The sequence below is a fragment of the Micromonospora sp. CPM1 genome, from assembly GCF_023896895.1.
Taxonomy (GTDB): Bacteria; Actinomycetota; Actinomycetes; order Mycobacteriales; family Micromonosporaceae; genus Micromonospora; species Micromonospora tulbaghiae.
In genome coordinates this window covers 319,918-343,916 of record NZ_JAMHIU010000003.1, presented here as the reverse complement: position 1 = coordinate 343,916, position 23,999 = coordinate 319,918, and the positions used below count along the sequence as shown (strand labels likewise).

Genomic DNA, 23,999 nt, shown 5'->3' with positions numbered 1-23,999 from the left:
CCGATGCAAGCTGGCGCTAACAGCGATGCCCGACCGACCCGGGGCCGGGTGGTGATGCTGGTCGACAACGGCGTCCACGGCGACTCCCGGGTGCAGAAGGCAGCACGCTCGGCCGCCGACGCCGGCTGGGAGGTCTTCCTCCTCGGCATCCGCAACGCCCGCTCCGACGTCGACACCTGGCGCATCGGCGGCGCCGAGGTGCGGCTGCTGCGGGTGCCCAAGCCGCTGCACCGGCTGCCCCGGGAGTACAGCCGGTCGCTGCGCCGGCCGCTGGCGTACGCGTCGACCACCAAGGCCGCCTACCGGGTCCAGGAGATCAAGGCGTGGCAGGCCGATCTGTACGAGCGCCGCGTCCGCGCCCAGGCGCTGGGCGGAGGGCTTCCGGCCGCCGTGGGACGGGCGGCCCAGCTGCCGTCCCGCGCCGCCGCCACCGCGCTCGCCCGCTGGGTGCGCTTCCGCAGCGCCGAGACCCGCCGGCTGCGCAAGGCGCAGACCGACCCGGGGGCGCTGTTCAGCCGCCTGCCGGTGCGGTTCTGGAAGGGCGTGCTGGGCGACCGCGCCTGGCGCCGGCTGGACCCGGGCCTGTGGGACTTCGAACTGGCCTTCCGCAAGACGCTCGACGAGCTCAAGCCGGACATCATCCACGCCAACGACTTCCGGATGCTCGGCATCGGCGCGCGGGCGACGCTGCGGGCCCGGGCCGCCGGCCGGCGGACCAAGCTGGTCTGGGACGCCCACGAGTTCGTCGGCGGCATCACCGGCCGGGCCGACAACCCGCGCTGGCTGCCCGCCCAGATCGCCTACACGGCCGAGTACGCCGCCTACCCGGACGCGGTGGTGACCGTCTCCGACACGCTCGCCGACCTGCTCCAGGAGACCCACGGCCTGCCCGACCGGCCGGCCGTGGTGCTCAACGCGCCGATGGCGCCGCCGGCCGAGGCCGACGGCGACGTGCCGGACCTGCGGGCGCTGTGCGGCGTGGACGACGGTACGCCGGTGCTCGTCTACTCCGGCGCGGTGAACCCCAGCCGGGGCTGCCAGATCATGGTGGAGGCGCTGCCGGAGCTGCCCGGCGTGCACGTCGCGTTCGTGACCATGAACCCCAACGGCGACAACCAGTTCTCCGAGGCGCTGCGGGATCGCGCCGCCGAACTCGGCGTCGCGGACCGCGTGCACCTGCTGCCGTACGTCGCGCACTGGCAGGTGGTGCCGTTCCTGTCCGGCGCGGACGCCGGGGTCATCCCGATCCACCACAAGCCCAACCACGAGCTGGCGCTGATCACGAAGTTCCTGGAGTACTCGCACGCCCGGCTGCCCATCGTGGTCAGCGACGTGAAGACCATGGCGCAGACCGCGCGGGCCACCGGGCAGGGCGAGGTGTTCACCGCCGAGGACCCGGCCGACTACGTCCGGGCCGTCCGGGCGGTGCTCGCCGACCCGGAGCGCTACCGGGCCGCCTACGACAAGCCCGGCCTGCTGGAGGGCTGGACCTGGGAGGCCCAGGCCCGGATCCTCGACGAGGTGTACGCCTCGCTGCTGGGCACGCCCGCCGCGAGCGGGGCGCGTCCGCCGGCGTCCCGGCGTCCCGGCGACGAGCGGGAGTACGCGGCCACCTCGCGCTGACCCCCGGCACAGAACGGTTCGGCCGGCTCCCCGCGAAGGGGAGCCGGCCGATCGCGTGTACGGCCCTCAGGCGGACGTGGCCGGCGGCTCCAGCAGCAGCCGGTCGAAGTCCTTCTGCGTCACCGACCAGTCCCAGGTGCTCAGCACGTGCGACGCCGCGGCCCGGCCCGCCTCACGCCAGACCTCCTCGGTGGCGGTGACGGCCAGGATCCGCTCGGCGGCCTCCTGCGGCGTACCCACCACCCAGTCGCTCGGGAACAGGCTCCGGGCGCTGTGCGGGCGGCCGGCGAAGAACGGCCAGTCGCGCACGACCGGCACCGCGCCACTGGCCGCGCCCTCGACGAGCGCACAGTGGAAGCTCTCCCGCAGCGAGGTGCTGAGGATGACCCCGACGTCGGTGAGCGCGCCGGGCACGTCCTCGGTACGGCCGGTCCGCACCACCGCGCCGGACGGCTCCAGTTCGGCCAGCTCGGCGTCGAGTTCCCGGACGTAGGCCGCGATCGCCGGGCTGAGCTCCGGGTTCAGGTCGTCGCCGACCAGCTTGAGGCGGTACCGCTCGTCGTGCCGGCGCAGCTCCCGCAGCACCGCCAGCGCCCAGCGCGGGTCCTTCGCCAGCGAACTCAACCCGACCAGTCCGAGCGTGAACCGGCTGTCGGCGGAGACCTTCGGCGCCACGTACCGGTGCAGGTCCATCGCGTTGCTGATCATGTGGGTCCGGGGCCCCTGCGGCGCGCGCAGCCGCGGCACCGCGGCCAGCGCCAGGTCGCGCAGGTGCTCGGAGACGAAGACCACGTCGTCCACACGCGACCAGTCGGTCAGGTGCGGCCACCAGCTGAACGCCTCGAAGCTGTGCAGGCGGACGATCACCCGGGTGGTGCCCGGGTCGATCATCGTCAGCATCGCGGCCCCGAGGTTGCACCAGTCCACGAAGACCGTGTCCGCCCACTCCAGGTGGGGTCCCCACGCCTCCTGGACCTCCCCGGCCCGCTTGGAGGCGCCGGCGAGCATGTGGAGCGTCACGTTCGTGCGACCGTTGCTGAGCACCGGGAGGATCGACTCCTCCATCAGGTTCAGCCGGCGGACCTCCACCCCGGGCATCGCCTCGTAGCGCTCCAGGATCGGCCCGAGGAAGTTGTCGTTCAGCCCGGTGAAGAAGAGCATCCGGTGCGGCCGGCCGGCGGGCGGGAACGCCGCCGGGCTCTGCCGCCCGCGCGGTGTCGCCATCGCGCGGCCGGCCTCGCTGTTGTGCAGCGGCGCGAGGAACTTCTCCGGGTCCTCGGCCAGCGGCGAGGTGGTGCCGTCGAACTGCACGATCCGGTGGAACATCAGGTTGAACGCGCGCAGCACGTGCGGGGCGGCCTTGCCCGGGTTGCGCTTCTTCAGGTAACCGTCGGCCAGCTTGAGCTGCCCCCGCACCACTGTCATCAGGTGCTCGGGCACCTTGCCCTGGCTCAGCTCCGCGTCCGCGATCGGGCCGAGGAGCTGCCCCTTGGTCGCCGGGCTCTTCAGCCGGACCTGCGCCGCCAGCGCCAGCCGCTTCGCGCTGGCGCCGTGCCCGGTCTTGAGCATGTTGCCGGTGACCCGCCGGGCGATCTTGCCGCGGTGCCGCTCCGGCAGGCCGGGCGCCGTGACGGCGCCCTGCCAGAACCAGCGCACCGGACCGAGCTTCATGGCCCGCTTGCCGGTGCTCATCTCGAACACCCGCTTCGCCAGGTCGACCGTCTGGTTGCGGGTGGCGCTCGCCAGCACGGTCGGGGCCGGGCCTACGGTGTTCAGCCGGGGACGGCGGTAGCGCGCCGGGTCGGCGGACCGCTTCTCCACCGCCCGCAGCGCCGGGGCGATGCCGTAGACGGCGTCGGCCCGCCGGTAGCGCTGCGCGAGCTGCCAGACGGTGTGCAGGGCCTGCGCGTCGAGCGCGACCAGGACGTCGGCCCGCTTGGCGTGCCGGCGTACCCACGGGTCGCGCTGGGCGCGCAGCCACGGACGCCGGGCCGGAGCCGCCCGCTTCACCGCCCGGCCGAAGCGGGGGCCCAGCTCGGTGGCGGTGGGCAGCAGGTGCACCTCGGCCAGCTCGGTCGCCGCCGGGATCTTCTCCACCGGGTCGAAGGTGGTGGCCACCCGCACGGTGACGCCCCTGTCGCGGAACTGCTGGAGCGCGTCGGTCAGGACCGCCACCCGCCCGGGGACGGTGCCCATAACCATCAGGACCTCGATCATGACCTACCTTCTCGGGCCAGGACGCGAGCGCCGGCGGGGGAGGGCTGTGGGGTGCCGGCCGGACCGCCGGTGCCCAGCACCAGCTCGGTCACCTCCCGGACGGCGGGGATGAGCTGCTCCTCGCGGGCGTACTGCCGCGCCTCGGCGCGGGCCTTCTCCCGCTCGGGCGCGTCGGCGGTACGGGCCATCGCGGCGGCCCGCCGGAAGGCGCCGGCCAGCTCGGCCGGGTCCAGCCCGACCGCGCCGGTCCAGAGCGGATAGGTGGACAGCACAGTGGAGGCGTCGTGGTCGGCCTCGTGGGCGGAGACCACCGGCAGGCCGGTCGCCATGTACTCGTAGACCTTGCCGGAGGTCATGTACCGGCCGCCGGTCACCATCAGCACCACCGCGTCCCAGCGGGAGTAGAGGTCGACCACCTCGGCCTTGGGCACCGAGCCGCCGACCACCACGCCGTCGACGGCGGCGGCCTTGAGCAGCTCCGCGTGCGCGTTGTCGCCGCGCGCCCAGGCGGCGCCGATGTGGCCCCGCACCTCGAAGCGGGCGTCGGCCAGCGCCGGGTCCTGGGCGCGCGCCGTGCGCCAGCCCTCGAGCACGGCGCTCAGCAGCGGTACGGGGAGGTTCAGCGCGCCGAGGTAGCCGAAGGTCAGCGGCCGGTCCGGCGGGGCGGGGCGGACCTGGGCCGGGATGCTCGCCGCGTCGTAGCCGTTGCGCACGATCCGCATCTTGTGCGCCAGCTCGGGGTAGCGCTCGCGGTACCAGCGGGAGATCGGCTCGTTGACGTTCCAGATGGCGACGGCGTTGGTGAGCAGCTTGATCTCCCACTGCCCGGAGACCGACTCCCGGGTGAACGCCTCACCGTTGTTGATCACGTCGACCGACCAGCCGTCGCGGAAGTCCACCACGTACGGCACCCGGTGCGTCTCCCACAGCTTCCAGGTCGCGGACAGGTTGACGTACGGCGCGCAGGTGGTCACCAGCAGGTCGACGGGCCGCTCCCGGTGGATCCGGAGCAGGGCCTTCTCCAGCGCCGGACGCCAGCCGCCGAAGACCGGCTCGGGGAAGACCTTGAGGTTCTGCTTGCGCAGGTCGGCCAGGTAGTCCTTGTGCGCCAGGGCGCGCTGCTCGGTGAACGTGCGGATGTCGGTCTCGAGGTCGTCCCGGAACAGCGGCAGCTTCACCACGCGCACGCTGGGGTCCACCCCCTGGGAGAGGGTGTGGTCGAGTCCGTACTCCCGTTCCCAGGCCTCGTCGGCGATGGTGACCGCGGTCACGTCCCAGCCCGCGGCGGCGAACTGGTTGGCGGTCTCCCGCATGCGGTAGGCGCAGCTCTTGGCCGCCGGTGGGAAGCCGATCGCGAGGTAGACCATGTGCGGCCGGGACCCGGACCGTCGCGGCCGGGGGAGTTTCAACGAGTCCCAGAGAGTTCGCCCGTTGTTCATCGATTCCGATCCTGGGGAGGTGGGGAGATGCCGTGTCGCGGCCTGGACGGCTCGGCCGGACGCGGTACCTGCTGTGCCGGTGGCCGCGTAACGACCGCCGGAGCGCGTGCGGACACTACAATAACGCCGTTCCGCGCGCCGGACCTGCCGCCGCCCGGCCGCCGGCGGGTGCGCCGTGCCCCGGATCACCGGGTCCGTCACCGGCGCCGGCCGGCCGAACACGCCGTCTCGGCCGGTCCTCGACCGCGGCCTCCGCTTTCGTAGACTCCTACGCCATGACCGCGCCTGCGCCCGACACCCGCGACCGTGAGCCCGCCCCCACCGGCGGCGACGGGTCCGCGGCCGACGACTCGTCCGATCCGGGGTCGTCCACCCCGAGCCCGACGACGACCACGGCCCCGGAGCAGCCGGAGCAGCCAGAGAAGCCGGACACCGCGGCCGAAAAGCGGCGCGGCGGCCGGTGGCGGCGGGCTGACGCGCTGGTGGCGCTGATCTACCTCGCCGGGGCGTTCTGGGTCACCGCCCGCGGCTGGCGCGACTACGACGGCCGGCTGCTCGGCAGCCGCCCGAACGACCAGGGCTTCAACGAGTGGATGCTGGCGTACGCGGCGCACGCGGTCACCAACCTGGAGAACCCGTTCTTCACCACGCTCCAGAACGCCCCGGCCGGCGTGAACCTGATGACGAACGTCGGGATGCAGCTGCCCGGCCTGGTGCTCACCCCGGTCACCCTGCTCTTCGGCGCGTCCTTCTCCTATCTGCTGTTCATCACGCTGAACCTGGCCGGCACCGGGTACGCCTGGTACCACGTGCTGTCCCGGCACGTGGTCGACTCCCGGGCCGCCGCGTTCGTCGGCGGCCTGTTCTGCGCCTTCGCGCCCGCGCTGATCTCGCACAGCAACGGCCACCCGCACATCACCGCGCAGTGGCTGGTGCCGTTCATCGTCTGGCGGGTGGTCGCGCTGTCCCGCGGCGAGCGGGTGATCCGCGACGGCCTCATCCTGGGCGGGCTGGTGGTGGCCCAGTTCTTCATCAGCCTGGAGATCCTCTTCCTGACCGCGCTCGGCTGCCTGATGCTGGTCCTGGCCTACCTCGCCTTCCGGCCCCGCGACGCGGTACGCCGGCTGCGCCCGCTGCTGTCCGGTCTGGCGATCACCGGCGTGCTCGTGTCCGCAGCGGCGGCGTACCCGCTGTGGATGCAGTTCGCCGGCCCGCAGCACCGGGTCGGCCACCCCGGCACCCCGGACATCTACGCCCTCAAGCTCGGCTCGTTCGTCGAGTTCGCCACCAAGTCGATCGCCGGTGGCCCGACCAGCGCGATCGGCTGGGCGCCGAACACCACCGAACAGGCCAGCTTCTACGGCTGGTCCCTGGTGGTGCTCGCGGCCGGGGTGCTCTGGTGGCTGCGCCGGGAGACCACGGTCCGGGTGCTCGGAGCCGTCGGCCTGGTGTCGGCGCTGTTCTCCATCGGCACCACCTGGACCGTCGGCACCCGTCGCACCGACGTCCCCGCGCCGTTCGCCCTCGTGCAGAACCTGCCCGTGTTCGACTCCGTGGTGGTGTCCCGGTTCGCGCTGATCACCACGGCGGCGCTCGGTGTGCTGCTGGCGGTCGCGGGTGACCGGCTCGCCGCCCGCCGGACCGAACCGGCCGGCCGGCTGGCCGCCCGCGTCGGGGCCGTCGCGGTGGCCGCCGCGCTGCTGCCGATCCTGCCGATGCCGCTGGACGCGAAGGGCCGCACCCCGGTGCCGGACTTCGTCACCGCCGGCACCTGGCGTGACCACGTGGCGCCCGGCCGCACGCTCGTGCCCGTGCCGGTGAACGGCATGACGTCGCTGTACTGGAGTTCCGCGGCGGTGGCCGGGTTCGCCGTGCCCGAGGGCTACTTCCTCGCGCCGGTGTCCGCCACCGACAACACCGGCCGCTGGGGCGTCGACCCGCAACCCACGGCGAAGCTGCTCACCGCCGTCTCGCTCGGCGAGCGGGACACCACCGTCGGCCAGGCCGACGTCGACCAGGCGCGTGCCGACGTCCGCTACTGGAAGGCCGACGCCGTGGTGCTGCCCGACCGCGGCGCCCGCCGCCACGACGACCTGAAGACCGTGCTGGACGCGCTGTACGGCCCGGGGGAGCGGGTCGAGGACGTCTGGGTGTGGGACGTCCGGCCGTTCACCCGCTGACCGGTCACGGCGACTTCGTCCAGATCAGGAGCAGGTAGCCGCCGAAGTAGGCGGAGAACGCGACGACAGTGGCCAGCACCGTGCCGGCCCGGGCCCATCCGGCCCGGGCCAGGCCCACGGCGGCCGGCAGCAGCAGCGGGAACGCCGGCAGCAGGAACCGCGCCTTGGAGTGGTAGTAGCCGGCCGCGCCCAGCGTGGTGACGAGCATCAGGCCGCTGTAGAGCAGCAGTTGCCACGGCTGCCGGTCGATCACGCTCAACACGAAGAACATGATCGACGCCAGCGCCACCACGGTGACCACCAGCAGCGGCAACGCGGCCACCTGCACCAGCGCCTGCTGGCCCCGGTCGACGGTGTAGACGCCGAAGTCGAACGTGGTGCCCCACCCGGCGGACTGGATGTGGAACCAGCCGTCCGGCCGGCCGGTCCGGGTGCCCACCCAGGCCAGGTAGCCCAGCCAGCCGGCCGGGGCGAGCAGCAGCGCCGCCCAGGGCCGCCAGCCGTCGCGCCGTTTGACGACCGCCAGCAGCGCGGCCAGCCCCACCACCGGGATCAGCGACGAGGCGGTGGGGCGGGTCAGGCCGGCGAACAGGCACACCACCCCGGCGGTGACCCAGTGCCGGCGCAGCAGCGCGTACAGCGTCCAGGCGGCCAGCGCGGTGAACAGGCTCTCGCTGTAACCCATCGACTCGACGACGGCGTGCGGCACGGCGCCCCAGAGCGCGGCGAGCAGGATGCCGGTACGCCTGTCGTGCAGGTGCCGGCCGATGGCGTACAGGCCCCAGGCGGCGGCCAGCGCGGCCAGCCACGCCACGACCAGCGCCGACTGGCGCGGGCTGAACGGGGAGAGCCGCTCCAGGGCCGCGGTCAGGCCCGGGTAGAGCGGGAAGAACGCCATGTTGCTCTGGGTCTTCTCGTACCCGTCGTAGCCGTGCTGGACGATCCGGAGGTACCAGTTGCCGTCGGCCCGGGTGAGCTGGGCGACGGGCGACACGTCGACGTTGCGGGCCCACAGGTAGACGACGGCCACGCCGATCAGCCGGATCACCGCGTACAACGCCAGCGCGGGCGCCGCGTCCCGGGCGGCGTCGCGCAGCCGCCGGACGGGGCCGGGCCGGGCGCGGTCGGCTGTGGCCGGCCCGGTCCGCGGAGCTGGTGCGGGCCGGCTGGGTTCCTCGGTGGTCACCACGTCCATTGTGCGGTCCCGTTCGCGCTGAGCTGCGATTGTCCGGAGGGCCCGCGTGGCGCGGCCGGCGACCCGGCGAACGACCCGGAGCGGGCGCCGGTCGTTGAACAGGATGGAGGGTAGCAACAGTCACACCAGGTCGTGGGGCACCGGCGGCGGCGGACGTCCGGGCCCGATCCGCTGTCGTAGACTCGCTCGGGTCCGCGGGGGCGGTGCTGGCGACGACGAAACGGGCAGGAATGGGATCTGACGGCACGACCGCAGCGGCGGGCACCCGGGGACGGGTCGTGATGCTGGTGGACAACGGGGTCATCGGGGACTCCCGGGTGCAGAAGGCGGCCCGCTCCGCCGCCGACGCCGGCTGGGACGTCGTGCTGCTCGGCCGGGCGCCGGTCGGCAGCCCGCAGAGCTGGCGCCTCGGCGCCGCCGAGGTGCGCCTCGTGCCGATGCCCGAGCCGCTGGCCCGCCGCCGGCACGAGTTCCGCCGGGCCTGGCTGCGGCACCCGCTCGCCTATCCGCCCAGCGGCATCGCGGCGCACCGTACCCAGGCGGTCAAGGCCTGGCGCGCGGACCTGGCGGTACGCCGGGCGGCGCTGACCGTCGCGGCCCGCGAGTCCGGCGCGGGCCGGCCGGGCGGGCTGCCCTGGGCCGCGCTGCGCGCCGAGGAGAAGCTGTCCGGCCTGACCCGCAAGTGGGTCGGGTTCCGCAACCGTCAGCTCACCCGGGCCCGCAAGGGCCGCAAGCTGGACGGCCCGTGGGACCGCGCGTACACGCTGTTCTGGCGCAGGCTGCGCGGCGACGGCGCGTGGCGGCGCCTGGAACCGGGCCTGTGGGACTACGAGCTGGCCTACGGCCCGGTGGTCGACGAGCTGGCGCCGGACCTGATCCACGCCAACGACTTCCGGATGCTCGGCGTCGGCGCCCGCGCGAAGGTCCGCGCCGCCGCGAAGGGGCGGCGGATCGCGCTGCTCTGGGACGCCCACGAGTACCTGCCCGGCGTGCAGCCGTGGCGCGACAACGCGCGCTGGCTGCCCGGCAACGTGGCGCACGAGCGGGAGTACGTGCCGTACGCCGACGCCACCATGACCGTCTCCGGCGGCCTGGCCGACCTGCTGCGCACCGAGCACGGGCTGGCCGAACGGCCCGCGGTCGTGCTCAACGCCCCGGCGGTGGACGAACTGCCCGCGGATCCGGCCGAGCCGGCGCCGGACATCCGCGCCCGCTGCGGGCTCGGGCCGGACGAGCCGCTGCTGGTCTACAGCGGGGTGGCCGCCGCCAAGCGCGGTCTCGGGGTGATGGTCGAGGCGCTGCCCCGGCTGCCCGGCGCGCACGTCGCGTTCGTGGTCAACAAGCCCGACTCGGCGTACGTCAGGGGTCTGGTCACCCGGGCCGGCGAGCTGGGCGTGGCGGACCGGGTGCACGTGCTGCCGTACGTGCCGCACCACCAGGTGGTCCGCTACCTCGGCGGCGCGCAGGTCGGCGTCATCCCGATCCAGCACTGGCCGAACCACGAGATCGCACTGATCACCAAGTTCTTCGAGTATTCACACGCCCGCCTGCCGCTGGTCGTCTCCGACGTGCGCACCATGGCCGAGACTGTCCGGGAGACCGGTCAGGGCGAGGTGTTCCGCGCCGAGGACGTGGCCGACTTCGTCCGCGCGGTCACCGCGGTGCTCGCCGACCCGCAGCGGTACCGCGCCGCGTACGACCGGCCGGGCCTGCTGTCCGGCTGGACCTGGGAGGCGCAGGCGCGGGTGCTCGACGAGGTCTACTCCCGGCTGCTGCCCGACGCGCCGCCCCGGCCGGCGCCGGCGGCGCACGCCCCGGTGGAGCCGGCACAGGTGGAGGTGGGCGCGTGAACGGGCCGGACGTGACGGTGGTCGTCGCCGTCTACAACACCATGCCGTACCTGACCGCCTGCCTCGACTCGCTCGTCGGGCAGACCATCGGCCTGGACCGGCTGGAGGTCGTCGCCGTCGACGACGGATCCACCGACGGCAGCGGCGCGGAACTGGACCGCTACGCCGAGCGGTACCCGAACACGGTCCGCGTGCTGCACCAGGCCAACTCCGGCGGCCCGGCGGCGCCGAGCAACCTGGCGCTGGACCACGCCCGCGGCCGGTACGTCTTCTTCATCGGCTCGGACGACCACCTCGGCCCGGAAGCGCTGGAGCGCCTCGTCGACGCCGCCGACCGGTGGGACTCCGACGTGGTGCTGGGCCGGATGGTCGGCACCAACAAGCGCTACGTGCACCAGGCCGTCTACGCCACCACCCAGGAGCGGCTCGACCTGTTCGACAGCGACCTGCCCTGGTCGTTGTCGAACACCAAGCTGTTCCGCCGGGACCTGATCGAGCGGTACGGCCTGCGGTTCCGCACGGACATGCCGATGGGCAGCGACCAGCCGTTCACGCTGGAGGCGTGCTTCCGGGCGAAGAAGGTGTCGGTCCTCGGCGACTACGAGTACTACTACGCGGTCAAGCGGGACAACGCCCAGAACATCACGTACGCCAGCAGGTTCGAAGAGCGGCTGCGCTGCGCCGAGGAGCTGGTCGGTTTCGTCGCCGGGCTGATCGGGCCCGGCCCGCGGCGGGACGCGGTGCTGGTACGCCACTTCACCTGGGAGGTGGCGAAGCTGCTCCGCGCGGAGTTCCTCGCCCTCACCCCGGACGTGCAGCGGCACGTCCACGACCGGATCCGCAAGCTCGCCGAGGCGTACCTGACCGACGGGGTGACCGCCCGGATGGCGTCCGAGGAGCGGCTGCGGGTGGCGGTGGCGCGCGACGGCGACCTGGACGCGCTGCGCACGCTCATCGGCCAGCAGTCCGACCGGTCGCTGCCCGAGGTGGTCGTCGACGGTGACCGCTGGTACGCCGACCACGTCGGCTTCCGTGACCCGGCGTTCGGCTACCCGGACGACTGGTACGACGTCACCGCGCGGGCCGCCGCGATACTGGCCAAGCTGACCGCGACCGGGCTGGCCTGGGGACGCGACGCCGCCGGGGCGCGGGCCCTGGTGGTCACCGCGCGCAGCCGCTGGGCCGAGCTGGCCGAGCTGAACGCGGAGGCGCTGCGGGTCAGCGTGGGCGATCTGACGGGTGTCACGTCGGTCGAGTCCTCCGGCCCCGGTACCGTCGTACGAACGGACTTCGCGGTGGACCGGCTGCTGGCGGTCGTCGGGGGGACGGGCGAGCGTCGTATCGTACGCGCCGAGGTCTCCGCCCTGGGCGGGACGGGCTCGGCGCCGTTGCGCACCGACCGCCCCGTCGCCGCACCCCGGCTGGTGGCCCGGCGCGGTGTCCGCTGGCACCTCGTCACACCCACCACGAACCACAAGGGCCAGGTGATCGTCGCGATCACGCCGGTGACCCCCGGTCGGTTCCTTGCCCGCCTGCGCCGAATCTGGCCCTCTGGAGGAAAGTAGTTCATGAACATCTGCGTCGTCGCGCTCGGCAAGATCGGTCTGCCGCTGGCCGTGCAGTTCGCGTCCAAGGGGCACCGGGTGATCGGCGCCGACGTCTCCGAGCGGGTCGTCCAGCTGGTCAACGACGGTGCCGTGCCCTTCCCGGGCGAGGCCGACCTGGACGTCAAGCTCAAGGAGACGGTGGCCGCCGGCCTGCTGTCGGCCACCACCGACACCGCCTCCGCGGTCGCCGAGTCGGAGGCGGTCGTCGTGGTCGTGCCGCTGTTCGTGGACGCCGAGGGCGTGCCGGACTTCGGCTGGATGGACGACGCCACCCGGGCCATCGCCCGTGGGCTGAAGCCGGGCACGCTGGTCAGCTACGAGACCACGCTGCCGGTCGGCACCACCCGCAACCGGTGGGCGTCGATGCTCGCCGAGGGCTCCGGCCTGACCGCCGGCACCGACTTCCACCTGGTGTTCAGCCCGGAGCGGGTGCTCACCGGCCGGGTCTTCGCCGACCTGCGCCGCTACCCGAAGCTGGTCGGCGGCATCGACGAGGCGTCGGCCGCGCACGGCGTGCGGTTCTACGAGGCGGTGCTCGACTTCGACGAGCGGCCCGACCTGGACCGCCCCAACGGCGTGTGGGACCTCGGTTCGGCCGAGGCGTCCGAGCTGGCCAAGCTCGCCGAGACGACCTACCGGGACGTGAACATCGGCCTGGCGAACCAGTTCGCCCGCTTCGCCGACACCGTCGGCGTGGACGTCACCAAGGTCATCGAGGCGTGCAACACGCAGCCGTACAGCCACATCCACTCGCCGGGCATCGCGGTCGGCGGCCACTGCATCCCGATCTACCCGCGGATGTACCTGTGGAACGACCCGGCCGCCACTGTGGTCCGCTCGGCCCGCGAGGCGAACGCGGCCATGCCGGACTACGCGGTCGACCTGCTCGCCGCCGCGTACGGCGACCTGACGGGGGTGGGCGTGCTGGTGCTGGGCGCCGCCTACCGGGGTGGCGTCAAGGAGACCGCGTTCTCCGGCGTCTTCCCGACCGTGGAGGCGCTGCGCCGGCGGGGCGCGGTGCCGTACGTCTCGGACCCGATGTACACCAACGAGGAGCTGGTCGCGCACGGCCTGCCCGGCTACGACGGCGAGCCGGTCGGCGCCGCGGTGATCCAGGCCGACCACGCGGAGTACCGCACCCTCGCCCCGGCCGACCTGCCGGGCGTGACGGTGCTCGTCGACGGCCGCCGCGTCACCGACCCGGCGCGCTGGACCGGCGTGCGCCGGGTGGTCATCGGGGGCTGACCCCACCGACTTCACGGGCCCCGGCCGTCTCGAACGGCCGGGGCCCGTCGCGTGCCGCCGCCGGGATGACGCCGTGCGGAGTTCACCTGCCGGACACCCCGGCAATACTTGTGTCATGTGACCCGTTTAGGGTCGCAGCCGTCGGAAATCGACTCGGACCGACATCGGCCGGGCAGACAGGGAGCGTGTCGTTGTTCAGCAGAGTACGCAGCCAGCAGGGTCTCGCCGCGGTCGGCGCGACGCTCCTCGGCTACGCGGTCATGGTCCTCGCCGGAGTCCTCGGCCTGGTGGTCCCGTACGCGGTGGCCGCCGTGGTCGCCGTCGCCGGTGAGCTGGCCCTGGCCGGGCGGCACGCCGGGACCGCCACGCTGCTCGACAAGGCCGGTCTCGGCGAGACCTTCCGGCGGCTGGTGCGGGACCTGTCGGTCGCCCTGCTCGTGGTCGCCACGGTGCGCCCCGGTGTGGCCGGCACCGTCGCCGTCCTGCTGCTGCCCGCCGCGCTGTGGACGCTGGCCGTGGCCACCAACGCGGTGACCAAGGTGATCGACGGCCGGGTCGACCCCCCGGCGTACACCCGCAACATCGACCTCGGCGCGCTGCGGCGGGTGCCGGTGCCGCCGGCCTGGGCGCGGCAGCTGGCCGGGCTGCGGATGCCGCTGCTGAACGTGCTGCTGGTGCCGGCGGCAGTGGTGGCCGCCGCGCTGGACCGGGTCGCCCCGGTGGTGGTCACCGGCCTGGTCACGCTCGCCGCCGGTCTGGTCACCGCCGCGGTGCTGGCGCTCACCGCGCTGCGCGGCCGGGGCGGGGCCCCGGGCGTGCTGCCCGCCGTGCACGACTGGATGGCCCGGGAACGGCCCGAGGTGGCGCTCTACTTCGCCGGCCCGGCCAAGGACGTCTACCAGGCCAACATGTGGCTCGCGCCGGTGGAGGCGACCGGCCGCCGCGCGGTCGTGCTGCTGCGCGCCGCGGACGCGTTCGAGCAGCTCGCCGACACCCGGCTGCCGGTGATCTGCGTGCCGGCCGGCGTGGACTTCATGAACCTGGACCTCAGCTCGCTGCGCGTGGCGCTGTACGCGGCGAACGTCGGCGCCAACATCCATCTGCTGCGGGAGCCGGGCGTGAAGCACGTCTTCGTCGGCCACGGCGACAGCGACAAGCAGGCGAGCGTGAACCCGTACAGCAAGGTGTACGACGAGGTCTGGGTGGCCGGGCCGGCCGGGCGGGAACGGTACGCCCGGGCCGACGTCGGCGTGCTGGACCGCGACATCGTGGAGGTCGGCCGCCCGCAGCTGGCCGGGGTGCACACGTTCGGTTCCGGCGCCGCCGACCACCGTTTCACGGTGCTGTACGCGCCGACCTGGGAGGGCTGGCTCGACGACGACCCGTACCACACGTCGCTGGTGCTGATGGGGGAGCGGATCGTGTCCGGCCTGCTCGCCGCCGGGGACGTGCGGGTGATCTACAAGCCGCACCCGCTGACCGGCACGCGTTCGCCCAAGGCCCGGGCCGTGCACGAGCGGATCGTGTCCCGGATCAAGGCCGCCGGCGGCGAGACCGATCCGTCCTCGCTGGACGGCGCCGCGCACCTGGTGGTCACCGGCCGCACGCCGGGGCTGTTCGACTGCTTCAACGTCACCGACCTGCTGGTCAGCGACGTGTCCAGCGTGGTCTCCGACTTCGTGCAGAGCGAGCGCCCGTACGTGGTGGCGAATCCGGCCGGCCTGCCCGAGGACGAGTTCCGGCGGCAGTTCCCGACCGCGCGGGCGGCGTACCTGCTCTCGGCGGACTGCGGCGAGCTGACGAAGATCCTCGACGTGACCCGGGCCGGCGACGACCCGATGACCGGGGCGCGGCGGGAGCTGAAGGAGTACCTGCTCGGCCCGGCCGGATCGAACCCGATGGACCGGTTCCGGGACGAGATCGGCCGGCTCTGCGGCTGAGGCGTACCGGGAAAGGGGCGACGACCGGCGCGGTCGTCGCCCCTTTCCGTCCGGTCAGCCCTGGTGCGGCGGGTTGTCGACGTCGCGGGAGACGACCTCGCCCTTGGCGTCGACCCAGCCCTTCGGGCGGGCCGGGTTGCCGGCCACCAGCTGGTACGGCTTGACGTCGCGGGTCACCACCGAGCCGGCGGCGATCATCGCGTACTCGCCGACCTCGATGCCGCACACGAGCGTGGCGTTCGCGCCGATCGACGCGCCCCGGCGGACGAGCGTCGGGGTGATCGTCCAGTCCGGATTCTGGGCGCGCGGGCGGAAGTCGTTGGTGAACACCGCGCACGGGCCCACGAACACCTCGTCCTCGATGGTCACGCCCTGGTAGACCGAGACGTTGTTCTGGATCTTCACCAGGTCGCCGACGGTGACGCCCGCGTCGACGTAGACGTTGCGGCCGATCACGCAGCCGGCGCCGACCTGGGCGCTGGACCGGATGTGCGCCAGGTGCCAGACCTTGGTGCCGTCGCCGACCTGGGCTCCGGACTCCACGTCGGCCGTCGGGTGGACGAAGACGGAGGCGGACCGGTCGTTGCTGTCAGTCATCTCAACTCGCATCACATGCCAGGGCGCGTCGCGCCGTCGGGCGGGCTCGACGCAGCATAACGAGCGCTCACGCGAGCAGTTCGGCCACCGCGTCGGCGGCGGGCCGGTCGGCCGGCAGCGGGTGCGCGGCCACCACGGCGTCCACCGGCAGCGCCGCGTACAGGTGCGGGAACAGCGCACCGCCGCGCGACGCCTCCCAGCGCAGCGCGTCGCCGAGCCGGGCCTCCTCAACGGCGAGCAGCGTCAGGCCGGTGACCCCGGCGAAGAAGCGCCGGGCGGTCTCCACCACCTGGTCGGCGGCGGAGAGGTGGACGTAGCCGTCCTGCCGGTCCATCGCGGTGCCGGCGAACCGCCCGTCCACCCGCGCCCGCGCCCACTCGTCGTCGGAGAGAATCTTGTAGATCACGGCAGCAGCCTAGAGCGGCCTCGCGTCCGCGCGGCGCGTCTGCCACCATTCGCAGGGCAACACGTCGAGCGGAGGGAGGCACGGGTGCGGATCCTCCTGGTCGAGGACGACCGCCGGGTCGCCGCGGCGTTGTCGTCCGCGCTGACCCGGCGCGGCTACCAGGTGGAACACGCCGCGACGGTGGCCGCCGCGCTCTCCGCCGCCCCCTGCGACCTGGTGCTGCTCGACCTGGGGCTGCCCGACGGCGACGGCACCGACCTGTGCCGCGAGCTGCGGCGGCGCAGCAGCCGGCTCGGCATCATCGCGGTGACCGCGCGCGGCGAGGAACGCGACCGGGTGCTGGGGCTGCGGCTGGGCGCCGACGACTACGTGGTCAAGCCGTTCTCGATGGTGGAGTTGCAGGCGCGGATCGAGGCGGTGCTGCGCCGGGCCGCGCACACCGCGCCGCAGCGCAACCTGATCGAGGCCGGCGCGGTCCGCATCGACGTGGGCGGCCGGACGGTGAACGTGGCCGGCCGGGACGTCACGCTCACCCGCAAGGAGTTCGACATCCTGCTGTCCCTGGCCCGCCAGCCCGGGGTGGCGGTGCCGCGCGAGCGGATCCTGCTCGACGTGTGGGGCACCACCTGGGCCGACCGGCACACCGTCGAGGTGCACGTGGGTTCGCTGCGCGGCAAGCTCGGCGACCCGACGCTCGTGGAGACCGTGCGCGGGGTCGGCTACCGGCTCCGCGACGCGTGAGGAGGGGCCCGTGCGCCGCCGGCTGGTGATCAGCTATCTGCTGCTGATGGTGCTGGTCCTGCTCGCCCTGGAGACCCCGCTGGCGGCCACGCTCGCGACCCGGGAGACCGACCGGGTACGCGCCGACCGCCTCGCCGACGCCACCCGCTTCGCCTCGCTGGCCGGGCCGGCGTTGCGGGGCGGCAGTCCGGGCCCCCTGGACGGGGAACTGGCCGCCTACGACGCGCTCTACGGCATCGGCGCGGCCGTGGTGGACCGGGAGCGCCGTACCGTGGTGGCCTCGTCCGGCTGGGAGCCGGGCCCGGGCGCCGGCGCGGCGCTCGACACCGCGCTGTCCGGGCAGCAGTTCAGCGGCCCGGAGTCGGTCTGGCCCTGGGGCAGCGGGCCGGTGGTGACGGCCGTGCCGATCAACGACGGCGGCGAGGTGCTCGGCGCCGTGGTCACGACCAGCCCGGCGGACGGGGTCCGCCGCACCGTCACCGTGTGGTGGCTGCTGCTGGCGGGCATCGGCCTGCTGGCGGTGCTGGCCTGTGTCTCGACCGCGTTCGGGCTGGCCGGCTGGGTGCTGCGCCCGGTCACCGAGCTGGACGCGGTGACCCACGAGATCGCCGAGGGCCGCCGCGCCGCGCGGGTCCGCGCCGGGCTGGGCCCGCCCGAGCTGCGCCGGCTGGCGACCAGCTTCAACGACATGGCCGACGCGGTCTCCGACGTGATGGACCGGCAACGCGCCTTCGTCGCGCACGCCAGCCACCAGCTCCGCAACCCGCTCACCGCGCTGCGGCTGCGGGTGGAGGAACTGGGCCCCAGCCTCGCCGACCCGGACGGGCGCGCCGAGCACCGGCTGGCGCTGGAGGAGACCGACCGGCTCGCCACGGTGCTCGACGCGCTGCTCACCCTGGCCCGCGCCGAGCGGGAGGAGAACCAGCGGGTCACAGTCGACGCCACCGCCACCGCGGCGTCCCGGGTGGCGGCCTGGCTGCCGCTGGCCCGGCACCGCGAGGTCACGCTCCGCCTCGACGCCGGCGACGCGCCGGTGTACGCCCGGACCGTGCCGACCGCCATCGACCAGGCGCTGGACGCCCTGATCGACAACGCGGTGAAGTTCAGCGGCGCGCAGGGAGAGGTGACGGTGACCGTACGTGCCGCCGACGGCGGGACGGTGCTGACCGTCGGCGACACCGGCCCGGGCATGACGGCCAGTCAGCTCGACCAGGCCACGGAGCGGTTCTGGCGGGCGCCGGACGCGCAGAACGTGGACGGCGTGGGCCTCGGTCTGACCATCGCGGCGGTGCTCGTGGACGCCTCCGACGGCCGGCTCACCATGCGCCAGGGCGAACCCCGGGGCCTGGTCGCCGAGCTGTGGTTCCCGGCGCCCGCCGACGTACCGGCCGGGGCCGACGATCCGGGCGGCATCGACGGCCTGACCGGTGTCGGCGGCCGGAGCGAGACCGGCGAGCCGGGCGGGAACGACGGGCCGGATGCCGGGACGGTGCCGGCGGCCCGGCCGCACGACGACGAGCCGATCCGGCGCTGACCCGGCGTCAGGGCTTCGCGGCGCGGTACCACTGCGCCGCGCCCGGATGCAGCGGCAGCGGGGTGGTGACGATCGCCGACCGGGGACTCATCCGTCCCGCCGCCGGGTGCGCGGCGGCCAGTTCCTCCCGGCGGTCCATCAGCAGCCGGGTCACCTCCCGCACCAGCGCGGCGGGCAGGTCGGCGCGGACGATCAGGTAGTTCGGGTTCGCCACAGTGCTCACCGGATCGGCCCGGTACACCGACCGGGGCACGTCCCGGGTCACGTAGACCTGCCCGTACGCCCGGCGCAGCGGCTCGGTCCAGTCGCCCAGGTCCACGATCCGCAGCGAGGTCCGCTGGGCGAGGTCGGCGACGCCGCGCACGGGCAGCCCGCCGGAGAAGAAGAACGCGTCGATCCGTCCCTCCCGCAGGGCCGCGACCGAATCGTCCAGCCCCAGGTGCTCCTGGCGTACCCGGTCGCCGCCGAGCTGGGCCACCGCCAGCAGACGGGTGGCGGTGATCTCCGTGCCGGAGCCGTCGGCGCCCACCGACACCCGCCGTCCGCGCAGGTCACCGAGCGTGCGGATCGGCCCGCCCGCGCGGGTGACCAGGTGCAGCAGGTCGTCGTAGACCCGGGCCACCGCCAGCACCGACGGATGCTCGGGTTCGCGCGGCGGCAGCACGTCGGCCTGGGTGAAGCCCAGCTCCGCCTCCCCGGCGCCGACCAGCCGGACGTTCTGCGCCGAGGCGGCGGTGACCACCACCTCGGCCCGTACGCCGGGCACCTCGCGGTTGAGCAGCGCGGCGAGCGACTGACCGAAGGCGTGGTAGACGGCGGTCGGGCTGCCGGTGGCGATGCGGATGCGGGTCGGCTCGGACGGCTCGTCCCGGCAGCCGGTGAGCCCGGTGACGAGCAGGAGCAGCAGCACGAGCGGGGCGGCGGCGCGCACAGGCCAGTGTCGGCTCACGGGCTGCACTCTGCGCCGTGCACCCGCCGCGGCGCAAGCCCACGCGGTGCCCGGACCGCCGGGCGGGCCCGGGGCGTGCGCCCGCGCCCGGGCCGGTCAGCTCGCCGGGGCCAGCTCCGCGCTCTCGGTGATCCGCTCCCGGTACTCGCCGTTGGGCACCACCACGAGGAAACAGCCCGAGCCCGGCCGCAGCGCCGCCGGCACGTCCAGCAGCGCCGCGCCGCGTACCAGCACCGCCGCCAGGTCCCGGTCGGCGAGCCGGATGCCGAGGCAGTGCCGGCGGACGTGCCGGCCGCCGGCGAGCAGCGCCGCCCGCCAGGCCGCCGCCGCCAGCCGGGGCCGCCAGAGCCGCCGCGGCGCCGAGGCGCCCGGGAACGACCCGCCGAGCAGCTCCCGGCGGCCCTGCCGCCAGCCCGCGGTCAGCAGATTCGCGTACGCCGCCCGGTGCTGCGGCGGCACGGACAGCCGGTGCAGCTCGTAGCGGCGGCGCAGCCCACCGGTGGTCAGCTCGTGCTCCACCGGCACGTCGAGACGTCCCAGCAGCTGCCGCATCCGCTGCGCGGCGTCCTCGCGGTTGAACTCGGCGATCCCGCCCCGGTGCGGTCCGGAGTCGAGCCGGCGTACGTCGGCGGCCGGTGGCGGCGTGCAGCGCACCATGCAGGCGATCTCGAAGGCGTCGGTCAGGGTCAGCCAGTCCAGCGGTGGCGGCGACGGGCGCGGGCGGTCGAGCAGCGTGGTGAGCATCGGCGCGGCTCCTCGGTCAGAGTCGGGGTGCCTCTACCGTCGCTGCCGAGCGCCGGGCCGGGAACCGCTGGGCCCGAGCCTTGAGCAAAATTTGCGGGAAGGCCGCGTCTCAGAGCTCGGTGACCACCAGGTCGACCTGCCGCGGCCGACCGGGCGACCGGGGCGCCTCCTCGACCGTGTACTTCAGCTCCCGCAGCGCCCCCACCAGCGCGTCGGCGGTACGCGGCCGGGCGTCGGCGAGCAGCAGATCCCGCACCAGCCGGCCCTTCGTCGCCTTGTTGAAGTGGCTCACCACCGACCGGGCCGGCGTGCCGTCCACGATCCGCTCGTGCAGCACCCGCACCGTCACCGTGCGTTCGGCGAGCGCCCCGCGCGGCGTCCAGGTGGCCGCGTACGCGCCGGAGCGCAGGTCCAGCACCGGACCGCGCCCGGCGGCCGGCTCCAGCACCGGGCCGAGCGCCTCCCGCCAGTACGCCGACAGCGCCCCGAGCCCCGGCAGCCGCGCCCCGATCGGGCAGCGGTACGGCGGGATCCGGTCGGCGAGGCGTACCGCGCCCCACACGCCGGAGCTGATCAGCACCTGGCGGCGGGCCGCCCGCTGCGCGTCCGGCGGCAGCGTGTCCAGGCCGAGCGCCTCGTAGAGCACCCCGGTGTAGAGCCGCCCGGCCGGCGCGGTCGCCGCCTCCCGCAGCCGCGCGTTGCGCCGCAGCTCGCCACGCTGCCCCTCGGTGAGGCCCAGCGCGGTCCGGGCCGCCGTCTCGTCCGGCCCGGCGCACAGGCCGACGAGCGCGGTCAGGACCGCCTCCCGGGCCGGGTTCAGCTCGGTCAGGGACAGCCGGGACAGGTCCAGCCGGCGGCCGGTGCCGGCCTCGGCCTTCCCCTCCGACGGGGGCAGCAGGATGAGCACCGGCACAGCGTACGGGCCGGGGTCAGCGCCACGGCCGGACGGCACGCTCGGGGTGGTACACGCGACTGCCGCCCACCTCGGCCACCACCGCCGCGTCGGCGCGGTCGCCCAGCAGCCGCCGCAGCGTGCGCTCGGCCGGGGAGCCGACGGCCACCACGTACCCGGGCCGCGGCGCACGCGCCACCCGCTGCCAGTACGCCGGATAGCGGTTCTGCCCGGGCGTCAGCGCCCCGTCGAGCACACCGCAGGCGACCGTCTCGCCGGTGTTGAAGATCAGCCGGTTGCACGTCCAGTAGTCCCCGTACACCTCGTGCAGACCGGCTCCCCGCACCGCGTCCGCCAGCCGGCGGGCGGTCAGCTCCTCGTCCCGGACGCCCGGCACGCCGGTCAGGAACGCCACGGTGCCGGCCAGCGTCGCGGCGGTCAGCCCGGCCAGCACCACCGCCGCCGTGGCGCCGCCGAGCCGGGCCGCCCACCCGGCGGTGCCCCGCAGCGCGTGCGCGGCGGCCAGCCAGAGCGGCCACAACACGGCCGGCAGCGAGATCTGGAGCACCGACAGGTAGCGGGCGTTGCCGAGCGGGTCGGTCGCGGCGAGCGGGCTGCGCACGTACGCCAGAAGTGTCAACGCCGCGCCCGCGACCAGCGCGAGGATCGCCACGGCCCGCACCCGCGCGGCGTGGTCGGCGGCCCTGCGGTACGCGAGCAGCCCGAGCCCGGCGGCGGCCACCAGCAGCACCGGATAGAGCACGCCGAACCACTGCGCCCAGCGGGCGCAGCCGTCCATCGGGCACATGCCCGACGCCAGCGGCACCCCCTCCAGCAGCCCGCCGCGCAGCCGCTCGGCGAGCGACGGCGCGACCCCCTCCTTGGTGCTGATCTCGCGGAACACCGACAGCGAGTCCTGCCCGGGCGGCGCGACGAGGTTGTCCTTGACCACCGGGGCGATCCCGGCCAGGAAGCCCACCACCAGCAGCACACCCGGCCATCCGATCAGATCCCGGGGCACCGCCACGGCGAGCACCACTGCGGCCACCAGCAGGTACGGCGCGATCAGCCAGTCCGACCACAGCGCCAGCCCGGCGAGCAGCCCGAACGCGCCGGTGGCCAGCCAGTGGTGCCGGACCCGCCGGCCGCCGAGGGCCACCGCGATCAGCAGCATCGTCAGCACCGCCGGCTTGACCTCCGGGCGGCCGCCGACCACCGTGAGCTGGTCGCGGACCACCCGCTCCGAGCCGAGCGCCAGCAGGCCCACCACGACCGCTGCCAGCCAGGGGGAGAACAGGCGGCGGGTCAGCCGGTACGCCAGCCACAGGAAGACCGCGAAGAGCGCCAGCAGCGGCAGCCGCAGCAGCGGCCAGCTCGGCCCGGCCCAGCCGACCAGCGGCGCGGCCAGGTACGACTCCAGCACGCCCATGTAGCGCTGGCCGTAGAGGAAGACCGGCCGCTCACCGCGCTCGGCGATGTGCAGCGCGGCCAGGCCGAACGTCGCCTCGTCGCTGTTCGACGCGGGCACCGTGAGCAACGTCAGCACCAGCCGGTAGCCGACCCCCGCGACGCCGAGCAGCAGCGCCACCAGCGCCGGAGCGTCCGGACGCGGCCGTACCCGGTCCCGCTTCGTCGTCGACACGACCAACGCCCCCGTCGTCGTCCCGACCGCAGTCTGTCACGGCGGCGCCCGGCGCCGGGGCGGATCGGCGTGGATCACTCGCGTGGCCCGGCCGCTCCGGTTGTGGCACTGTTGCCGTGTGCCGCCCACACCACCGGACCAGCTTGCCGTTCCGCAACTGCACCGCGCCGCGCGCTTCGAGGACGCCGTGCACGGCCTGGTGGAGCGCCGGTTGCGGCGCACCGGATGGCAGCCCAACATCATCGCGTACGCGGGCTACGGCGCCCCGGGGTGGGCGCGCGTGCTCTGCCGGGTGCTGCTCGGCCGCCCGGACACGCGGCGGCGGGGCCGGCTGGACAAGGTGCGGGGCTGGCGCAGCTTCGCCACGCTGCCCGCCAAGCACGTGAAGGTGACCATCGAGGCCGACGGCGTGCGCCAGGAGGTGACCGCCGACCGCAGCGGCTTCGTCGACACCGTGATCGAGGCCGACTTCACCCCCGGCTGGGGCTGCGTACGCCTCAGCGTCGCCGACGCCGAACCGGTGGAGGCGCTGGTCCGCATCCTCGACCCGGCCGTGCGCTTCGGCATCCTCTCCGACATCGACGACACGGTCATGGTGACCGCGCTGCCCCGGCCGCTGCTCGCCGCGTGGAACACGTTCGTGCTGGACGAGCACGCCCGCACCGCCGTGCCCGGCATGGCCGTGCTGTACGAGCGGCTGGCCACCGCCCACCCGGGCGCGCCGGTCTTCTACCTGTCCACCGGCGCGTGGAACGTCGCGCCGACGCTGACCCGGTTCCTGTCCCGGCACCTCTACCCGGCCGGGCCGCTGCTGCTCACCGACTGGGGGCCGACCGCCGACAGGTGGTTCCGCAGCGGCCGGGAACACAAGCGGGCCACGCTGGCCCGGCTGTCCCGGGAGTTCCCCGAGGTGCGGTGGCTGCTGATCGGCGACGACGGGCAGCACGACCCGGAGATCTACCGGGAGTTCGCCGCCGCGCACCCGGACCACGTCGCAGGGGTGGCGATCCGGCAGCTGTCGCCGACCCAGTCGGTGCTCGCAGGCAGCCTGCCGGCACCGGCGGGCCGTTCGTCATCGGGCCCGATAGGCCAGAAGTGGCTCAGCGCCCCCGACGGCGCCGGCCTCTGGAAGCTCCTCCGAGAAGCCGACCTGGTCTGACCGTCCCCCTCTTCTCTCCCCGTCGATCATGAAGTTGAC

Annotated in this window: 17 protein-coding genes and 1 pseudogene; 9 read left to right on the top strand and 9 right to left on the bottom strand. The window is 74.4% G+C overall.

The features are described from left to right. The first annotated feature begins 3 nt into the window (after positions 1-3). Complete coding sequence (locus M8C11_RS05980) at positions 4-1,623, top strand: glycosyltransferase family 4 protein (RefSeq protein WP_252448704.1); 1,620 nt, start codon at positions 4-6, stop codon at positions 1,621-1,623. A 66-nt stretch (positions 1,624-1,689) separates the two neighbouring features. Here the strand turns inward: M8C11_RS05980 and M8C11_RS05975 are convergent, their stop codons facing one another. Both M8C11_RS05975 and M8C11_RS05970 read right to left on the bottom strand, forming a co-directional pair. Then, a complete protein-coding gene (locus M8C11_RS05975) occupies positions 1,690-3,840 on the bottom strand; it encodes a glycosyltransferase family 1 protein (protein ID WP_252448693.1) in 2,151 nt (716 codons plus the stop codon). Then, entirely contained in the window at positions 3,837-5,279 is a 1,443-nt protein-coding gene (locus M8C11_RS05970; RefSeq protein WP_252448692.1) for a glycosyltransferase, read from the bottom strand. Before M8C11_RS05970 ends, M8C11_RS05975 begins: the two co-directional genes overlap by 4 nt. Before the next feature lie 275 nt (positions 5,280-5,554). On the opposite strand from M8C11_RS05970, the gene M8C11_RS05965 reads away from it, so the two are divergent. Then, positions 5,555-7,459, top strand: a complete 1,905-nt coding sequence (locus tag M8C11_RS05965; protein WP_252448691.1) for a hypothetical protein — start codon at positions 5,555-5,557, stop codon at positions 7,457-7,459. 4 nt (positions 7,460-7,463) lie between these two features. Here the strand turns inward: M8C11_RS05965 and M8C11_RS05960 are convergent, their stop codons facing one another. After that, positions 7,464-8,654: a glycosyltransferase family 39 protein gene (locus tag M8C11_RS05960; RefSeq protein WP_252448690.1), complete on the bottom strand. Its 1,191-nt coding sequence runs from the start codon at positions 8,652-8,654 to the stop codon at positions 7,464-7,466. 230 nt (positions 8,655-8,884) lie between these two features. Between M8C11_RS05960 and M8C11_RS05955 the strand changes: the two genes are divergently transcribed. From M8C11_RS05955 to M8C11_RS05940, 4 genes are all read left to right on the top strand, one after another. Then, positions 8,885-10,504, top strand: coding sequence for a glycosyltransferase family 4 protein (locus M8C11_RS05955; protein ID WP_374667229.1), 1,620 nt, complete (start codon positions 8,885-8,887; stop codon positions 10,502-10,504). Continuing rightward, a complete protein-coding gene (locus tag M8C11_RS05950; RefSeq protein WP_252448689.1) occupies positions 10,501-12,069 on the top strand; it encodes a glycosyltransferase in 1,569 nt (522 codons plus the stop codon). Before M8C11_RS05955 ends, M8C11_RS05950 begins: the two co-directional genes overlap by 4 nt. A 3-nt stretch (positions 12,070-12,072) precedes the next feature. After that, positions 12,073-13,356 carry a nucleotide sugar dehydrogenase gene (locus M8C11_RS05945; protein ID WP_252448688.1) on the top strand — a complete coding sequence of 428 codons (1,284 nt, stop codon included), beginning with the start codon at positions 12,073-12,075 and terminating at the stop codon, positions 13,354-13,356. A 191-nt stretch (positions 13,357-13,547) separates the two neighbouring features. After that, the gene (locus tag M8C11_RS05940; protein WP_252448687.1) at positions 13,548-15,296 is read left to right on the top strand and encodes a CDP-glycerol glycerophosphotransferase family protein; all 1,749 of its coding nucleotides are present in this window, start codon (positions 13,548-13,550) and stop codon (positions 15,294-15,296) included. A gap of 54 nt (positions 15,297-15,350) precedes the next feature. Here M8C11_RS05940 and M8C11_RS05935 read toward each other — a convergent pair whose 3' ends face one another. After that, the gene (locus tag M8C11_RS05935) at positions 15,351-15,893 is read right to left on the bottom strand and encodes an acyltransferase (protein WP_120570706.1); all 543 of its coding nucleotides are present in this window, start codon (positions 15,891-15,893) and stop codon (positions 15,351-15,353) included. Between the two features lie 67 nt (positions 15,894-15,960). Beyond that, positions 15,961-16,299: a DUF952 domain-containing protein gene (locus M8C11_RS05930; protein ID WP_252448686.1), complete on the bottom strand. Its 339-nt coding sequence runs from the start codon at positions 16,297-16,299 to the stop codon at positions 15,961-15,963. Positions 16,300-16,383: 84 nt separating this feature from the next. Between M8C11_RS05930 and M8C11_RS05925 the strand changes: the two genes are divergently transcribed. Together M8C11_RS05925 and M8C11_RS05920 are read left to right on the top strand one after the other, a co-directional pair. Continuing rightward, positions 16,384-17,040 (top strand): response regulator transcription factor, encoded by a 657-nt coding sequence (locus M8C11_RS05925; protein ID WP_018784883.1) that lies wholly within the window; start codon positions 16,384-16,386, stop codon positions 17,038-17,040. A gap of 10 nt (positions 17,041-17,050) precedes the next feature. Continuing rightward, positions 17,051-18,448, top strand: a pseudogene (locus M8C11_RS05920) (sensor histidine kinase); the annotation flags it as partial. A gap of 133 nt (positions 18,449-18,581) precedes the next feature. Here the strand turns inward: M8C11_RS05920 and M8C11_RS05915 are convergent. The 4 genes from M8C11_RS05915 to M8C11_RS05900 all read right to left on the bottom strand — a co-directional run bounded on the left by M8C11_RS05915 (position 18,582) and on the right by M8C11_RS05900 (position 22,801). Continuing rightward, on the bottom strand, positions 18,582-19,505 hold the full coding sequence (locus M8C11_RS05915) for a TAXI family TRAP transporter solute-binding subunit (protein WP_374667251.1): 924 nt from the start codon (positions 19,503-19,505) through the stop codon (positions 18,582-18,584). Positions 19,506-19,619: 114 nt separating this feature from the next. After that, positions 19,620-20,267 (bottom strand): hypothetical protein, encoded by a 648-nt coding sequence (locus M8C11_RS05910; protein WP_252448684.1) that lies wholly within the window; start codon positions 20,265-20,267, stop codon positions 19,620-19,622. Positions 20,268-20,376: 109 nt separating this feature from the next. Further along, the gene (gene yaaA / locus M8C11_RS05905) at positions 20,377-21,180 is read right to left on the bottom strand and encodes a peroxide stress protein YaaA (protein ID WP_252448703.1); all 804 of its coding nucleotides are present in this window, start codon (positions 21,178-21,180) and stop codon (positions 20,377-20,379) included. Positions 21,181-21,196: 16 nt separating this feature from the next. Next, positions 21,197-22,801, bottom strand: coding sequence for a hypothetical protein (locus tag M8C11_RS05900; RefSeq protein WP_252448683.1), 1,605 nt, complete (start codon positions 22,799-22,801; stop codon positions 21,197-21,199). Between the two features lie 82 nt (positions 22,802-22,883). On the opposite strand from M8C11_RS05900, the gene M8C11_RS05895 reads away from it, so the two are divergent. Beyond that, a complete protein-coding gene (locus M8C11_RS05895; RefSeq protein ID WP_120570699.1) occupies positions 22,884-23,960 on the top strand; it encodes an App1 family protein in 1,077 nt (358 codons plus the stop codon). Positions 23,961-23,999: the final 39 nt, after the last annotated feature.

Bases quoted from the DNA above. Each gene is read 5' to 3' on its own strand.
- M8C11_RS05980 (WP_252448704.1), top strand. From the start codon at position 4: ATGCAAGCTGGCGCTAACAGCGATGCCCGACCGACCCGGGGCCGGGTG.
- M8C11_RS05975 (WP_252448693.1), bottom strand. From the start codon at position 3,840: ATGATCGAGGTCCTGATGGTTATGGGCACCGTCCCCGGGCGGGTGGCG.
- M8C11_RS05970 (WP_252448692.1), bottom strand. From the start codon at position 5,279: ATGAACAACGGGCGAACTCTCTGGGACTCGTTGAAACTCCCCCGGCCG.
- M8C11_RS05965 (WP_252448691.1), top strand. From the start codon at position 5,555: ATGACCGCGCCTGCGCCCGACACCCGCGACCGTGAGCCCGCCCCCACC.
- M8C11_RS05960 (WP_252448690.1), bottom strand. From the start codon at position 8,654: ATGGACGTGGTGACCACCGAGGAACCCAGCCGGCCCGCACCAGCTCCG.
- M8C11_RS05955 (WP_374667229.1), top strand. From the start codon at position 8,885: ATGGGATCTGACGGCACGACCGCAGCGGCGGGCACCCGGGGACGGGTC.
- M8C11_RS05945 (WP_252448688.1), top strand. From the start codon at position 12,073: ATGAACATCTGCGTCGTCGCGCTCGGCAAGATCGGTCTGCCGCTGGCC.
- M8C11_RS05935 (WP_120570706.1), bottom strand. From the start codon at position 15,893: ATGACTGACAGCAACGACCGGTCCGCCTCCGTCTTCGTCCACCCGACG.
- M8C11_RS05910 (WP_252448684.1), bottom strand. From the start codon at position 20,267: ATGCTCACCACGCTGCTCGACCGCCCGCGCCCGTCGCCGCCACCGCTG.